This is a genomic window from Microcella putealis, assembly GCF_004216575.1.
Taxonomy (GTDB): Bacteria; Actinomycetota; Actinomycetes; order Actinomycetales; family Microbacteriaceae; genus Microcella; species Microcella putealis.
In genome coordinates this window covers 908,838-924,028 of sequence record NZ_SGWW01000001.1, presented here as the reverse complement: position 1 = coordinate 924,028, position 15,191 = coordinate 908,838, and the positions used below count along the sequence as shown (strand labels likewise).

The 15,191-nt window shown below is 69.7% G+C and carries 9 protein-coding genes; 7 read left to right on the top strand and 2 right to left on the bottom strand.

The window, feature by feature from the left end:
• Window positions 1–25 precede the first annotated feature (25 nt).
• The 7 genes from EV141_RS04475 to EV141_RS04445 all read left to right on the top strand — a co-directional run bounded on the left by EV141_RS04475 (window position 26) and on the right by EV141_RS04445 (window position 10,060).
• On the top strand, window positions 26–2,521 hold the full coding sequence (locus tag EV141_RS04475) for a ribonucleoside-diphosphate reductase subunit alpha (protein WP_185740089.1): 2,496 nt from the start codon (window positions 26–28) through the stop codon (window positions 2,519–2,521).
• Window positions 2,522–2,731: 210 nt separating this feature from the next.
• Window positions 2,732–3,721 carry a ribonucleotide-diphosphate reductase subunit beta gene (locus tag EV141_RS04470; RefSeq protein WP_130484731.1) on the top strand — a complete coding sequence of 330 codons (990 nt, stop codon included), beginning with the start codon at window positions 2,732–2,734 and terminating at the stop codon, window positions 3,719–3,721.
• A 37-nt stretch (window positions 3,722–3,758) separates the two neighbouring features.
• Window positions 3,759–5,510 (top strand): amidohydrolase, encoded by a 1,752-nt coding sequence (locus EV141_RS04465; protein ID WP_130484730.1) that lies wholly within the window; start codon window positions 3,759–3,761, stop codon window positions 5,508–5,510.
• Window positions 5,497–6,624, top strand: a complete 1,128-nt coding sequence (locus EV141_RS04460) for a sugar diacid recognition domain-containing protein (RefSeq protein WP_185740088.1) — start codon at window positions 5,497–5,499, stop codon at window positions 6,622–6,624. The genes EV141_RS04465 and EV141_RS04460 overlap by 14 nt, the downstream gene beginning before the upstream one ends.
• A 93-nt stretch (window positions 6,625–6,717) precedes the next feature.
• Window positions 6,718–7,980: a glycerate kinase gene (locus EV141_RS04455; protein WP_157985501.1), complete on the top strand. Its 1,263-nt coding sequence runs from the start codon at window positions 6,718–6,720 to the stop codon at window positions 7,978–7,980.
• A complete protein-coding gene (locus EV141_RS04450) occupies window positions 7,977–9,347 on the top strand; it encodes a GntP family permease (RefSeq protein ID WP_130281243.1) in 1,371 nt (456 codons plus the stop codon). The genes EV141_RS04455 and EV141_RS04450 overlap by 4 nt, the downstream gene beginning before the upstream one ends.
• A 104-nt stretch (window positions 9,348–9,451) precedes the next feature.
• Window positions 9,452–10,060, top strand: coding sequence for a hypothetical protein (locus tag EV141_RS04445; RefSeq protein WP_130281245.1), 609 nt, complete (start codon window positions 9,452–9,454; stop codon window positions 10,058–10,060).
• Here EV141_RS04445 and EV141_RS04440 read toward each other — a convergent pair.
• Together EV141_RS04440 and hrpA are read right to left on the bottom strand one after the other, a co-directional pair.
• Window positions 10,050–11,018, bottom strand: coding sequence for a DUF2332 domain-containing protein (locus EV141_RS04440; RefSeq protein ID WP_130484726.1), 969 nt, complete (start codon window positions 11,016–11,018; stop codon window positions 10,050–10,052). The two genes, EV141_RS04445 and EV141_RS04440, sit on opposite strands and share 11 nt — an antisense overlap.
• Window positions 11,019–11,133: 115 nt before the next feature.
• Entirely contained in the window at window positions 11,134–15,093 is a 3,960-nt protein-coding gene (gene hrpA, locus EV141_RS04435) for an ATP-dependent RNA helicase HrpA (RefSeq protein ID WP_130484725.1), read from the bottom strand.
• Window positions 15,094–15,191 lie beyond the last annotated feature (98 nt).

The following is a 15,191-nucleotide window of genomic DNA, read 5'->3' as shown; positions in this document are numbered from 1 at the left end:
CCGGGCGGGCCCGAATGGAGCACCAGTGAGCATCACGGTCGTGAAGCGTGACGGCAGCCGAGAGCCGTACGACGCCAACAAGATCAACATCGCCATCGAGCACGCCGCTGAGGGCCTCGACGAGAACATCACCTGGGTGACGCAGATCGCGAGCGAGCTCGAGCTGACGCTGTTCGACGGCATCACGACCCAGCAGCTCGACGAGGCGGTCATTCAGGTCGCGCTGCAGAACGTGAAAGACGACCCGGCCTTCGACCAGGTCGCTGCTCGCCTGCTGCTCAAGACCATCTACAAGCGCGTGCTCGGCGACTACACCGACGCCGCCGACCTGAAGCGTCTGCACCGCGAGCACTTCGCCGCGACGATCGCGCGCGGTGTCGACGAGGCGCTGCTCGACCCGCGCTTCACCTCGGGCCTGTTCGACCTCGAGGCGCTCGCCGCCGAGCTCGAGCCTGAGAACGACGAGCTGCTTAAGTACATCGGCGTCGTCACGCTGAACAATCGCTACGGCATCAAGGCCCGCAACAACGAGCCCCTCGAGGTGCCCCAGTACTTCTGGATGCGCGTCGCGATGGGCCTGTCGCTCAACGAGGCGAACCCCACCGAGCACGCCATCGCCTTCTACAAGAAGATGTCGGCGCTCGAGTACCTCGCCGCCGGCTCGACGCTCGTCAACGCGGGCACCAGCTACCCGCAGCTGTCGAACTGCTTCGTCATGGAGATGCACGACGACATCGAGCACATCGCCAAGAGCGTGCGCGACGTCATGTGGCTCACCAAGGGCACCGGCGGCATCGGCCTGTCGGTCACGAAGCTGCGCGCCCAGGGCTCGCCGATCCGCTCGAACAACACCACCTCGACCGGTCCGATCCCGTTCATGCACACCATCGACTCGGTGCTGCGCGCCGTGAGCCGTGGTGGCAAGAAGTTCGGTGCCCTGTGCTTCTACATGGAGAACTGGCACATGGACTTCCCCGAGTTCCTCGACCTGCGTCAGAACTCGGGTGACCCCTACCGCCGCACCCGCACGGCCAACACCGCCGTCTGGATCAGCGACGAGTTCATGAAGCGCGTGCAGAACGACGACGACTGGTACCTCTTCGACCCGCTCGAGGTCACCGATCTCAACGAGCTGTACGGCAAAGAGTTCTCGAAGCGCTACGCCGAGTACGTGGCGATGGCCGAGCGCGGCGAGATCAAAATGTTCAAGAAGCTGGGCGCTCGCGAGCAGTTCAAGCAGATTCTCATCTCGCTGCAGTCCACCAGCCACCCGTGGCTGACGTGGAAAGACACGATCAACAACCGTGCGATCAACAACAACACGGGCACGATCCACCTGTCGAACCTCTGCACCGAGATCTGCCTGCCGCAAGACCGCGACAACATCTCGGTCTGCAACCTCGCCTCGATCAACCTGAGCCGGCACTTCACCGACGGCAAGGTCGACTTCGCGAAGATCGCCGAGAGCGCGAAGCTCGCCGTGCGTCAGCTCGACAACCTCATCGACATCACCGTGTCGAGTGTTGACGAGGCCGACCACGCCAACACCACCAACCGCGCCATCGGCCTCGGCGTCATGGGCTTCACCGACCTCGTCGAGAAGCTCGGCTACTCGTACGACTCGGAAGAGTCGTTCGAGCTGATCGACGAGATCATGGAGCACGTCTCGTACGCGGCCATCGAGGCCTCGGTCGAGCTGGCCCAAGAGCGTGGCGCCTACGACAACTTCGCGGGTAGCCGCTGGTCGCAGGGCCTCGTGCCGTTCGACACGATCGACCTCACCGAGGCCGACCGTGGCATCGAGGTGCAGGTCAACCGCACCACGCGTCTCGACTGGGATGCGCTGCGCGAGCGCGTGAAGGGCGGCGTGCGCAACGCGACCCTCATGGCAATCGCGCCGACCGCATCCATTGGTCTGGTTGCGGGCACCACGCCGGGTCTCGACCCGCAGTTCTCGCAGATCTTCAGCCGTTCGACCAGCTCGGGCAAGTTCCTCGAGGTGAACCGCAACCTCGTCGAGGCGCTGAAGGAGCGGGGTCTCTGGGAGCGCACCCGCGAGTCGATCCTGCGTAGCCAGGGCGACATCCAGAGCATCCCCGAGATCCCCGAAGACGTGAAGGCGTCGTACAAGACCAGCTTCCAGCTGTCGCCGTACGCCTTCCTCGAGGTCGCGGCCCGTGCTCAGAAGTGGATTGACCAGGCGATCAGCCGCAACATGTACCTCGAGACGCGCGACATCGACGACATGGTCGACATCTACTCGGCGGCGTGGAAGAAGGGCGTGAAGACGACCTACTACCTGCACATGAAGCCGCGTCACACGGCCGAGCAGTCGACGGTCAAGGTCAACAAGTCCGAGGCCATCGGCGGCGGCCAGAAGAAGGGCTTCGGCGCGGCCGGCGGCCCCTCAGCCGCGGGCTCCTCAGCCGACACCGGCGCAAGCGCCGGCGCGACGCAGGCCAGCGTCGCGCCCTCACGCAAGGGCTTCGGCTTCGGCGGCGCCTCCAAGGCGGCTGAGTGATGGGCGCGTCGTCGACCCGCTCGGGCGGTTCTGAGTCAGTGTTCGACTACGTCGTCCCGGTCGACCCGATGGACGAGCTGCACTGCGAGAGCTGCCAGTAACCACTCCGTGACCCGCCCCGGGTGCGCATGACGCGCATCCGGGGCCCACCGACTTCCCGATCAGAAGATCCGCACCACCTCCCTCTCACGAGAAAGAAGCGAGACGCACATGGGCATCCTTGGCACCGGCATTCAGGAGGGCCTCCTTCTGAAGCCCGTCACCTACAAGTGGGCGATGGACCTGTACGACCAGGCTGTGGCGAACACCTGGTTCCCGAACGAGGTCCAGCTCGGCGAAGACATCGCCGACTTCAAGAAGATGACGGACGAAGAGCGTCACGCCATCACCTTCCTCATGTCGTACTTCAACCCGAACGAGCTGCTCGTCAACAAGGCGCTCGCGTTCGGCGTCTACCCCTACGTCAAGGCTCCCGAGGCGCACCTGTACCTCGCGAAGCAGATGTGGGAAGAGGCGAACCACTGCATGAGCTTCGAGTACGTGCTCGAGACCTTCCCGATCGACCGCGTTGCTGCCTACGACAGCCACGTTGACGTGCCGTCGATGGCGCGTAAGGAAGAGTTCGAGGTCACATTCATCAAGCGCATGACCGAAGACACCCTCGACATCACGACGACCGAGGGCAAGCAAGACTTCATCCGCAACCTCGTCGCGTACAACGTGATCCTCGAGGGCATCTGGTTCTACTCGGGCTTCATGGTGGCGCTGTCGTTCCGTCAGCGAAACCTGCTGCGCAACTTCGGCTCGCTCGTCGACTGGATCGTGCGCGACGAGTCGCTGCACCTGAAGTTCGGCATCAACCTGATCCTCACGGTGCTCGAAGAGAACCCCGACCTGCAGACCGAAGAGTTCGCGAACGAGATCCGTCAGATGATTCTCGACGCGGTCGAAATGGAGGAGGCGTACAACCACGACCTCCTGCCGAACGGCATCCTTGGCCTCAACGCCAACTACATCAACCAGTACGTCAAGTACCTGGCCGACCGTCGCCTGGAGGAGCTGGGCTTCGAGGCCGAGTACAACGTGGCGAACCCGGCCAAGTGGATGGCGACCGCGAACGACACCCTGCAGCTCGTGAACTTCTTCGAGTCGGTGAACACCTCCTACGAGGTGAACTCGGGCTCGAGCTCGCGCAGCTAGTCGGTTCTTGTTGCTGTAGCGCTCGATCGAACCGCCCGTGCCCGCGCCTTGCGACCTCCTGTTTACGAACGGGGTCGTCTGGCGTGGCACGGGCGGTTCGTCGTTTCCGGAGCGCCTCGACGTCGCCGTCTCCGACGGCGTCATCGTCGCGGTGGATGCTGATCTCGCGCACCTGCGCGGGCCCGGCACCGAGGTAGTCGATCTGGCGGGCGGCCTGCTGCACGCGGGTTTCGTCGACGCGCACATCCACCCCATTCAGGGTGGGCTCGAGCGGCTGTCGTGCGACCTGAGCGAGGGCTCGTCGCTCGCGGAGTACCTCGAGATCGTGGCGCGGTTTGCCGCGGCGAACCCGCCCCGCGGCTGCGACGCCTCCCGCGCCTGGATCACGGGCGGCGGCTGGGCGATGAGCGCCTTCCCCGGCGGCACGCCGACGGCGGCCCTGCTCGACGCGGTCGAGCCGATTCGGCCTGTGTTCCTGTTCAACCGCGACCACCACGGCGCGTGGGCGAACTCGGCGGCGCTCGCGCTGGCCGGCATCACCGAAGACACCCCCGACCCGGCCGACGGCCGCATCGAGCGATTGCCCGACGGCTCGCCGTCGGGAACCCTGCACGAGGGGGCCGCGAAGCTTGTCGCGGCGGTCGCCCCCGACCCGACGCCCGACGAGGAGTTCGCGGCGTTGCTCGAGGCGCAGCGCTACGCGCTCAGCCTCGGCATCACCGGGTGGCAAGACGCGATCGTCGGCGACTACTTCGGGGCGTCGGATACGGCGCTGGTCTACCGCCGAGCCCTCGACGAGGGTCGGCTGCTGGTCGACGTGACGGGCGCGCTCTGGTGGGACCGCGACCGTGGCGTCGAGCAGGTGCCCGCGTTGGCGGCGCGACGCGACGCCCTGGTGGCCGAGCTCGGCGAGGGCGCCCGCTTCCGCCTGCCGGCGGTGAAGATCATGGCCGACGGCGTGGTTGAGAACGGCACGGCGTCGATGCTCGAGCCGTTCCTCGGCCCGCTCGGCGAGGGTGAGCACCCTCGCGGCATTGCGTTTGTCGGCGGGCAGCATCTGGTCGACGCGATCGTCGCCCTCGACGCGGCGGGCTTCTCGGCCCACGTGCACGTCATCGGCGACCGGGCGGTGCGCGACGCCCTTGACGGTTTCGCGGCCGCACGTGAGCGCAACGGCTGGAGCACCCCCGGCCGCCACCACCTGGCGCACCTGCAGTTCGTGCACCCCGATGACGTCGCCCGCTTCGCCGCGCTCGGCGTGACGGCGAACATGCAGGCGCTGTGGGCGTGCAACGAGCCGCAGATGCGCGAGCTGACGGTGCCCATCGTGGGCCCCGAGCGCGCGGCGACGCAGTACCCGTTCGCGTCGGTGCTGCGCTCGCACGGGGCAGGCGCTCCGGTGTCACACGCACCCGGCCTGTGCGCGGGCAGCGATTGGCCGGTCTCGACCCCCGACCCCTGGCACGCGATCCACGTGGCGGTGAACCGTGCGCTGCCGGCCTCCGACCCCGAGCACGACCCCGAACCGCTGCTCGCCGACGAGGCGCTCACCCTCGGTGAGGCCTTGCAGGCCTACACCGCTGGCTCCGCCTGGATCACGGGTCGCGGCCCGGCCGACCCGGTTGTGGATGCGCGCGGTCGCGTCGCGCGCGGCGCCGGCGTCATCGAGGTGGGCGCTGTCGCGGACCTCGCCGCGACCGACCGCGACCCGTTTGCGGGGCCGGCGGGCAGCATCCACGAGACGCGGAACGTGGCCACCTGGATCGCCGGGCGCCGTGTCGTCGGGTAGCGGTGCCGACGGTGCCCTGAATCCGGCGCTCGCGCAGCGCCTCGTCGATCAGGTGGCCGCGTCGGTCGCGCACAACGTCAACCTGATGGATTCCGAGGGGGTGATCATCGCCTCCCTCGACCGAGATCGGGTGGGCAGCACCCACTGGGCGGCGGCGCGTGCCGCGGCCGAGCGCGTCGCCGTGCGGGTGCACCCGCACGAGGCGCGCGACGATGTGCGCGCCGGCGTGAACGCCCCGCTCATCGTCGACGGTGCCGTGCTCGGCGTCGTCGGGGTGACCGGTGATCCGGCCGAGGTCGACGAGGTCGCGACCCTGCTGCTGTTGGCGCTGCGGCTCATCCTCGACGCCGAGTCTGAGCAGGATGCGCGCACGGCCCGCGACGCGATCGCCCGCGATCTGATCGCGGGTCTCGCCGCCGGGTCGCTCGGCGAGGGCGAGCTGGCCGCCCGTTCTGCGGCCGCGGGCGGGATGCTCGCCGCGCCCTATCGGGTCGTGGTCGCGGTCGATCCGCGCAGCCTCCGCGACGCGGCGAGCGGACCGGCGACGGCGCCTGCCGCGGCCGCGCGCCTGCTGCGCGCGGCGCGCGCCGTCGGTGTGGGTCTCGCCGTCGTCGACCTGGATGGACTGTGGCTGGTCGTGGGCGGCGCCAGCGAGGAGCGGGTCGACGCGTTTCGGGTGCGGGCGCGCGAAGCCGAGGCGAGCATCCTCGATTCGGGGCTGCTGCCCACGGCCGCAGCGCTCAGCGACGCGGTGCGTCGCCTTCGGGCGCTGCTGACGGCTCCCGCTCTCGTGCCGGCGGGGGGCGCCGAGCTCGCCGAGCTGGAGGCGGAGGCGGTGGTCGCCTCGATGCCGTCAGCAGCACGACGCGAGCTGATCGACCGCACGCTGGGGCGCCTGACGCCGCGGGAGCGCGAGACGCTGCGCGCCGTTGTCGCCGCGAGCGGTTCGGTGTCGCGGGCCGCCGCCCAGCTGGGCTTGCACCGCAACTCGGTGGCCGCTCGCATCGAGCGCATCGAGGCCCGCGCGGGGTGGTCGATCACCGACACGGGGGCGATTCCGCGGATCGCGCTGGCACTGCTCGCCGACCGGGCCGAGGCGCGCACCTCGCCGTAAGGGTGCATATCGCCCAGTATTTCGACGCGCGAACGGCAAAATATTGGGCACATCGCCGGTGACGCGCGGTGCATCCGTTTCTACGCTCGTGACGTGCTCACATCGTCGTCGGCATCGCCGCTCCGCGTCCTGGTCGCTCCCGACTCTTTCAAGGGAAGCCTGACCGCTGACGCTGCGGCCGCGCACATCGCCGCCGGCGTCACGGCTGCGCTGGGCTCCGCGGCTGAGATTCGCCTTCTTCCGGTCGCTGACGGCGGGGAGGGCACCCTCGATGTGTTGGCCTCCGCGACGACGGCGCGCGTCGTCGAGGTGCCGACGACCGACGCCCTCGGTCGGCCCCGGCTCGGGCGCATCGCCGTCATGCCGTCGGGCCGCGCCATCATCGAGGCGGCCGAAGCGAACGGGCTTCCGCACGTCGCCGACCAGCCGTTGCGCGCCGTCGAGGCCGATTCGGCCGGTGTGGGCGCGCTCGTTCGCGCCGCACTCGATGCGGGGGCAGACGAGCTGCTCGTGACGGTGGGGGGCTCTGCCACGACCGACGGCGGCGTCGGCTTGCTGCGCGCGCTGGGCGCCCGATTCGTGGATGCGCAGGGTCGCGAGATCGCCTCGGGCGGCGGCGCGCTCGCCACACTCGACGCAGTCGACTTCAGCGCGCTCGACCGCCGTGCGCTCGCCGCGCGCTGGCGCATTGCGTGCGATGTGACGAACCCGCTCGTCGGTGACGACGGCGCGGCGGCCGTGTTCGGCCCGCAGAAGGGGGCGAACGCTGACGACATCGCCGCGCTCGACGCCGGTCTCGACCGGCTGGCGACGGTCGTGCAGGCGCGCACCGGCGTCGACATGCGCACCGTCGCAGGCGGCGGCGCGGCCGGGGGCATCCCCGCGCTGCTGCACGCCGTCATGTCGGCGCAGCTCGAGCCGGGCATCGACCTGGTCGCGGACGCGATCGGCCTCGAGGAGGCGATTCGCGCATCCGATGTCGTGATCACGGGGGAGGGGGCTCTGGATGCGCAGTCGCTGCGCGGGAAGGCTCCCGGCGCGATCGCGGCGATCGCTCGCGCGGCCGGTATTCCCGTTGTCGTCATTGCCGGTCGCGTCGCGTTGAGCGCTGACGAGCTGCGCTCAGCCGGTATCGCCGCAGCCGTACCGATCGCTGATGGCGCGGCCGAGCTGCGCGAGCTCGAGGCCCGCGCCGGCGCTCTCGTTGAGGCGGCCGCGCACCGCGTCGCGAGCCTCATTGACCTCGGAGTCACGGTGGGTCGGCGTTCGCTCTCGAGCGCTGAGCCCGTGTCTTCCGCCGACCCCGCGTCCGCGGGGCCGACCACTGCAGGAACCATCAAAGGAGAAGGTTCATGATCGACGTCATCATCTTGTTGGTGCTTGTCGCGGCGATCGTCGTCGCGACGGCCCGATTCCGATTGCACCCGTTCCTCGCGTTGCTCGGCGCAGCGTTCGTGGGCGCGTTTGCGCTGCGGTTGGCGCCGCTCGACATCGTGCCGACCATCACCGAGGCCTTCGGGCGCACGCTCGGCAACATCGGCATCGTGATCGTGTTCGGCACGATCATCGGCGTGATTCTCGAGCGCACGGGCGCCGCGATCGCGATGGCCGAGGCGATCTTGCGCGTGCTCGGCAAGCGATTCCCGGGTCTCACAATGACGATCATCGGTTACATCGTGTCGATTCCGGTCTTCTGCGACTCGGGCTTCGTGATTCTCAACTCGCTGAAGAAGGCGGTCACGGTGCGCACCGCCGCTAACCCGATCGTCATGACGATCGCGCTTATGACGGGGCTGTACTCGACCCACGTTTTCGTGCCCCCGACGCCGGGCCCGATCGCGGCCGCGGGCAACTACGACGTGCTCGACCAGCTGGGCCTCATCATCGGCCTGGGCCTGATCGTGGCGGCCGTGTCCGCCGCGGCCGGGCTCGCGTTCGCGCAGCTGTACCGCAAGTCCGACATCCCCCTGCTTCCGGAGGAGTCGGAGGACGCTATCGCGGCCAACGCCTCGTGGGAGGAACTGCGCGCCAGCTACGGCAAGCTGCCGAGCGCGTTCGTATCGTTCCTGCCCATTCTCGTGCCGATCATCCTGATCTGCCTCGGTTCGGTGGCGGCGCTGCCGACCGCGCCGTTCGGCGAGGAGTCGCCGCTGACGATCGCCTTCCGCCTGCTCGGTGCGCCCGCCGTCGCGTTGGCCGTCGGTCTGATCGTTGCGGCTCTCGCGCTCGGGGGTGCGCGCCGCGACAACGACTCGTTCAGTGACCGCGTCGCGGAGGGTATTCGCGTCTCGGCGCCGATTCTGCTGATCACGGCGGCGGGCGCGAGCTTCGGCGCGGTGCTCGCCGCGTCGACGCTCGACGACGTGCTGGGCGAGACGCTCGCCAGCCTCGGTCTCGGTATCGCGGTGCCGTTCCTCGTCTCGGCAGCGCTTAAGTCGGCGCAGGGTTCGTCGACGGTGGCGCTGGTGACCACGTCGACGCTGCTCTTCCCGCTGCTCGGCTCCCTCGGCCTCGACAGCCCGATCGGCGCCGTGCTCGCGGTGCTCGCGACCGGCGCGGGAGCCATGGTCGTGTCGCACGCGAATGACAGCTACTTCTGGGTCGTCTCGCAGCTCAGCCGCATTCCTGTCGCCACGGCGTACCGCACGCTGACGCCGGCCACCGCCGTTCAGGGCGTCGCGGGTTTCGCCGCGGTGTGGGTGCTGTCGCTGTTCCTCCTCTAGGGGTGGGGGATGCTGTGGGCGTGGGTTCCGGGGACGGGCCCGCGCCCACAGGCGTCTGAGGATGCTGCACATGCGTCAAATGGTCGGATGGCAGACTCGCTCGCATGAGTGTGCCGGCGAAGAACGCAACGCGGTCTGTGTCTCCTTGGGTTGTCGTGCTTGCCTCCTCGCTCACCGCGTGGGCGGTACTGGCCGTGAGCACCGGTATCGCACTGACGGTTGCCGGCCCCGCCGCGCTCGACACCGCAGGCGTCGCTCTGTCATTGGCGGGACTCGTGGCGCTCGCGGCCATCGTGCTGCGAGCGGCATGGCGGGCGCCGCGGCAGCGTGACACGGCCTCGACGAGCTCGCGTCTGTTGGTTGCCGTCGCGACGGCGCTCGCCGCGCCCCTCCTGGTGGCTGTTCTTGTCACCTCGGCATCGGCTCCGTCGGTGACCAACGTGGGGCTGGCGTTGCCCGTTCTGGGCGTGCTCGGCGGGCTGTCGAACCGCGTGCGCCGGCGTACGTTCTCGGCCGGCGGGGTCATCGTCGCTCTCATGCTTGCGCTGGTTGCCACGATCGTCGCGTTGCGCGCGCTGGGCGGGGGTCTCGAATCACTCGTGACCGAACTGGTGGTCGCGGCGCTCGCGGGCTTTGTGGCGCTCGCGATTGTGGTGCTCGTCGTCACCCTGCTGACCGTGCTGCTGCGCCCAGCGGGCGAGCTCAGCGACTGAGCGCCTCAAGCCGCCCGCCGTGCGGAGCCGCGAGCCCGAGCGGTTCGCCGTCGAGCGCGAGGACGAACAGTCGCTCCGCGCGTTCGTGGTCGGCTGCCGAAACCTGAACGTCGGCCATCACATCGCGCCCCTCCAGACTGATGACGTGGTCGGCGAGCGCGCGCAGCGATGCTGCCGCGTGCATCCGGTCGTCGGGGGTGAGGTAGGCGAAGACGGCGCTGTGCACGACCACCAGCGTCGCGTCGTCGGGAGCGTCGGCGACGAGCGCCGTGAGATCGTCGCGCAGGTCGCCGCGCGTGATCGCAGGGCGCGCCACGGCCACCGTCTGCAGCGCTCGATCGAGACGCTCGCGGCGCTCGGTGTGCTCGGGCCAGACAAGTGTCTGGAGCCAGGCCACCTCGTCGGCGTCGTCGAGCGAAACCGGGTTGAGGTCGATGCCGTGCCGCCACACAATGTGGGGCATCGCGGCCGGGGCGGCCATACCCCGCAACTCGCAGGTGATCGTCACGTGCCCGGCGTCGTGACGGGGCACGAGTTCTGACCGCGTGCCATCGACATCGAAGGCATACCGGTAGTAGTCGGGAATCAGACAGGTGCCAGCAGCGGCCCCCACCTCCAGCAGGGCGATCGGCCCAGGGATGCGCGCGAGCGCCACCGCGAGGTACGCGGTGCGGGCGGCCTCGTTGGTCTGGGTCGACCGAGTGAGCACCGTCTCGCGCACAGCGGCCCAGTGCGCGCTGAGCCGGTCGATGAACGCGTCGGCCCCCGAGGGTGCGCCGTGCCAGCGCGCGGCCGCGAACACCAGATTGGGCTGCTTCTTCCCGGCCGGGAGAGCGTCGATGAGGTCGATCAGCGCGTTGTTCGCCGCGATCGCGCGAGCCCACGCGGCGTACTGCGGGCTCGACCCGTCTGCCTCCAACCGCGCCCAGCGATCCCACCTGCTCGAGAGCGAATCCATCCGACAACCGTAGCGATCCCCATCGAGCTGTGTGCCGTAAACGGCACATCCGCCAACCGCATTGCCGCCTTCCCGCGCAGACGTCGCAGCCTGGCCCGGGGGAACCGCGAATCGCTTAATCCGCGAGCGCTTTCCGCACCCGCTGCACCGAGATCGGCCCCTGCGGGCCGAGCGGCTGGGCGAAGAGCGACAGGCGCAGCTCCTCGAGCATCCAGCGCACCGCGTTCAGGCGAGGCGCAGCATCCGCCGCGAGCGGCAGACTCCCACCCGCCTGCTCGAACAGGCGCTGCGCCGTCTCGAACTCGGTCTGGCCGGCGCGGTCGCGGCCCGGGTTGTCGGCGAGCTTCTCGACGCGGTGCGCGATGCCGCGCAGGTAGACGACCAGTCGCGGCAGGCGCTCGAGCCCCGTGCGGCCGATGAAGCCGTCGAACACCAGCTGCCCCAACTGCGCGCGGCAGTCGGCGAGCGGCGCCATCAGCGCGAGCGACGAGGTGCGGCTGATAGCGACGTCCGCCTCGCGGGCCGCCGCCAACACGGATGCTGCCGTCGCCACAATCTGGAACAACCGGTCCGGCAAACCGCGATTCACCGCGTCGCGGACCGCCTCGAAATCGGCGCGCGTCCACGGCAACTCAGCCCGAGCATCCAGTTCAGCGTCGATGACGGCGCGCAGCGCGTCGTCGATCAGCGCCGCCGTCGACCGGTACGGGGAGGCCGCGAGCGACAGCTTCTCGGCGTGGGTCAGATGCTCTTGTACATACGACAGCGGCGACGGCACGGCCAACTGCACGAGGCGCCGCACGCCCGCGCGGTGCGCGCGCAGCTGGTCGTCGATCGACACCTGCAGGCGCAGCGCCACCGCCGCGCCCTCGTCAACCAGCGCCGGATACCCCCGAATGGTTGTCTCGGCCCGCCGCACCTCCACCTGGCGGGGCACGGTTCCCGCCTCGCCGAGCGCGTCATCCCAGACCGTGACGCCGCCGCGCTCGATCGGAGCCCTCGCCGCCGCCGTGGCGACGCGCGCCACCGAGTCGCGGGTGCGGGTCTTCAGCTTCTCCTGCAGCGAGGCCAGGTCGGTGCCGCGGGCGAGGCGCCGGCCGCGGTCGTCGACCACGGCGTAGCCCATGCGCAGGTGCGCGGGCAGGCGCTCGAGGTCGAAGTCGTCGGGCTCGACCGGCGTGAACGTCTGCCGGCGAATCTCGCGCGCCAGAAACTCGGTGATGCGCAGCTCGCGCAGGTCGGCCCCATCGGGCACCGCCTCGAGCAACCGCGTCGCCCAGTCGGCGGCCGGCACCACGTTGCGCCTGACCGACTTCGGCAGCGTCTTAATGAGCGCGGTGACGAGGTCGTGGCGCAGGCCCGGCACCAGCCAGTCGAAGCCCGCGTCGTCGAGCCGCGGCAACAGCGGCAGCGGCACCGTGACCGTGACGCCGTCGTCGACGCTGCCCGGCTCGAAGCGGTAGCCGACGCTCAGCGTCTGATCGCCGAGCGTCAGCCGGGTCGGGTACGCGTCGTCGTCGGCCTGCGGCAACTCCTCCGCGTCGACCAGGTCGGTTTTTGTCAGCGTGAGCAAATCGGGATGCTCGCGGCGCGCATCCCGCCACCACCGTTCGAAGCGGCGAACGTCGGTGACCTCCTCCGGCAGCCGCGCCTCATAGAAGTCGACGAGCCGCTCGTCGTCGAGCAGGATGTCGCGGCGACGCTGGCGCTCCTCAAGCTTTTCGAGCTCGCGGCGCAGCTGCGCGTTCGTGCGGTGGAACGCGGTGAGGCGCTTGTCGAGGCGCGAGGTGTCCCAGTCACCCTCGACGAGGGCGTGGCGGATGAACAGCTCGCGGGCGAGCGGCGCATCGATGCGGGCGAGCTGCGCGCGGCGGCGCGGCACGATCGGCACGCCGAACAGCGTCACCTTCTCGTCGACGACGGCGGAGCCCTGGCGCTTCTCCCACCGCGGCTCCGAGTACTGGCGCTTCACGAGGTGCGTCGCGAGTGGCTCAGCCCATGCGGGGTCGATCTGCGCGACCGTGCGGGCGAACAGCCGGCTCGTCTCGACGAGTTCAGCGGCCATGACGGCGGCGGGCTGCTTCTTCGCGAGCCCCGAGCCGGGGAAGATCACGAAGCGCCGCTGCCGGGCCCCGAGGTACTCGCGCCCACGGGCTGCGCGGCCGGGGGAGCGGCCGTCGCGGCCCTTGTTCGTCGCCGTAGGGCTGCCCGCGTCGCGGTCGTCGCGCAGCCCGATGTGGCTGAGTAGGCCCGAGAGCAGCGCGCGGTGCACCGTGTCGGCGTCTGCGGCATCGGGCATCGCGCCGCCGGGCACGGCGTTCTTCGGTAGCAGACGCCTGACCTGGCGTTCCACGTCCTGCCACTCGCGAATGCGCAGGTAGTTGAGGAACTCGCCGCGCACCTCGCGCCGGAACGCGTTGCCACTGAGCTCTTTCTGCCGCCGCTGCAGGTGCTTCCAGAGGTTCAGCAGGGTGATGAAGTCGCTGGTGGGGTCGCGGAACCGCGCGTGCAGCTGGTCGGCCTTCTCGCGGTGCTCGGCTGGCCGCTCGCGCGGGTCTTGAATGCTCAGCCCCGCGACGATCGCGATGACCTCGCGCGCGACGCCGAGCTTCTGCGCCTCGACAACCATGCGCGCGTAGCGCGGGTCGAGCGGCAGCGGCGCGATCGCACGGCCGACGCGGGTGATGCGCAGTTCGTCGCCGCGCTTCTCGACGGCGCCGAGCTCCATCAGCAGGTCGACCCCGTCCTTGACGCCCCGTTTATCGGGCGGCTGGAGGAAGGGGAAGCGTTCGATGTCGCCGAGCCCCAGCGAGATCATCTGCAGAATCACCGCGGCGAGGTTCGTGCGCAGAATCTCGGGGTCGGTGAACTCGGGCCGCTTCTCGTAGTCGAGCTGCGAATACAGGCGAATCGCGATGCCGTCGCTCGTGCGCCCCGCGCGGCCCGAGCGCTGGTTGGCGCTCGCCTGCGAGATCGGCTCGATGGGCAGGCGCTGCACTTTCGCCCGCGCCGAGTAGCGCGAGATGCGCGCGGTGCCGGTGTCGACGACGCTGCGGATTCCCGGCACCGTCAGGCTCGTCTCGGCGACGTTCGTCGCGAGAATGATGCGGCGACGGATGCCCGGGGCTGGCCTCTCGAAAACGCGATGCTGTTCGGCGGCCGACAACCGCCCGTACAGCGGCAGCACCTCGGTGGCGGCGCCTCGCGATCCCCGCTTCTGGAAGTGGCCGCGGAGCGCGTCTGCCGCATCCCGAATCTCGTTTTCTCCGCTGAAGAAGACGAGCACGTCGCCGTCGGTGTCGCGTTCGAGCTCGTCGACGGCCGCGATGATGCCCTCGATCATGTCGACGGCGTCGTCGGGGGTGCTGGGGGCGTCGGCGCCGTCCGACTCGTCGCCGTCGTCGCCCGCACTGCCGATCGCACTGCCGCCCCCCGGGTCGACGGCGTCGGGCACCAGCGGCCGGTACCGAACCTCGACCGGGTAGGTGCGCCCGCTCACCTCGATGATGGGCGCCGGGCTGCCGTCGCCAGCGGCAAAGTGCTTCGCGAAGCTCTCGGGGTCGATGGTCGCCGAGGTGATGACCAGCTTCAGTTCGGGGCGGCGGGGCAGCAGCTGCTTGAGGTAGCCGAGCAGAAAGTCGATGGTGAGCGAGCGCTCGTGCGCCTCGTCGATGATGATCGCGTCGTAGCGGTTCAGCTCGCGGTCTCCGCGGAGGGCTGCGAGCAGGATTCCGTCGGTCATCAGCGTCAGGCGCGTCGCGTCGGTGACCTCGTCGGTGAAGCGCACCTTGTAGCCGACGGTTTCGCCGACGCGGGTGCCGAGCTCCTCGGCGACGCGTTCAGCGATGGTGCGCGCCGCGATGCGCCGTGGCTGCGTGTGGGCGATGCGCTCGAACCCCAGCTCGAGCAGCATCTTCGGCAGCTGCGTCGTCTTGCCCGAGCCGGTCTCGCCGGCGACGATCACGACCTGGTTGTCGCGGAGGGCCTCGAGGATGTCGTCGCGCCGCTGCGACACCGGCAGATCCGGTGGGTAGTGGATGCGCGGGGCGGGTCCCGGCGCGGCGTCGGCGATCATCAGCCCGCCAGTCTACGGCGCGGGGCCTGCGCGGATGCTGCGGTGCCGGCGCTGCCGAGGTGTGCTGCGCATCCACAAACTCTCTTGATTCGAAAAGT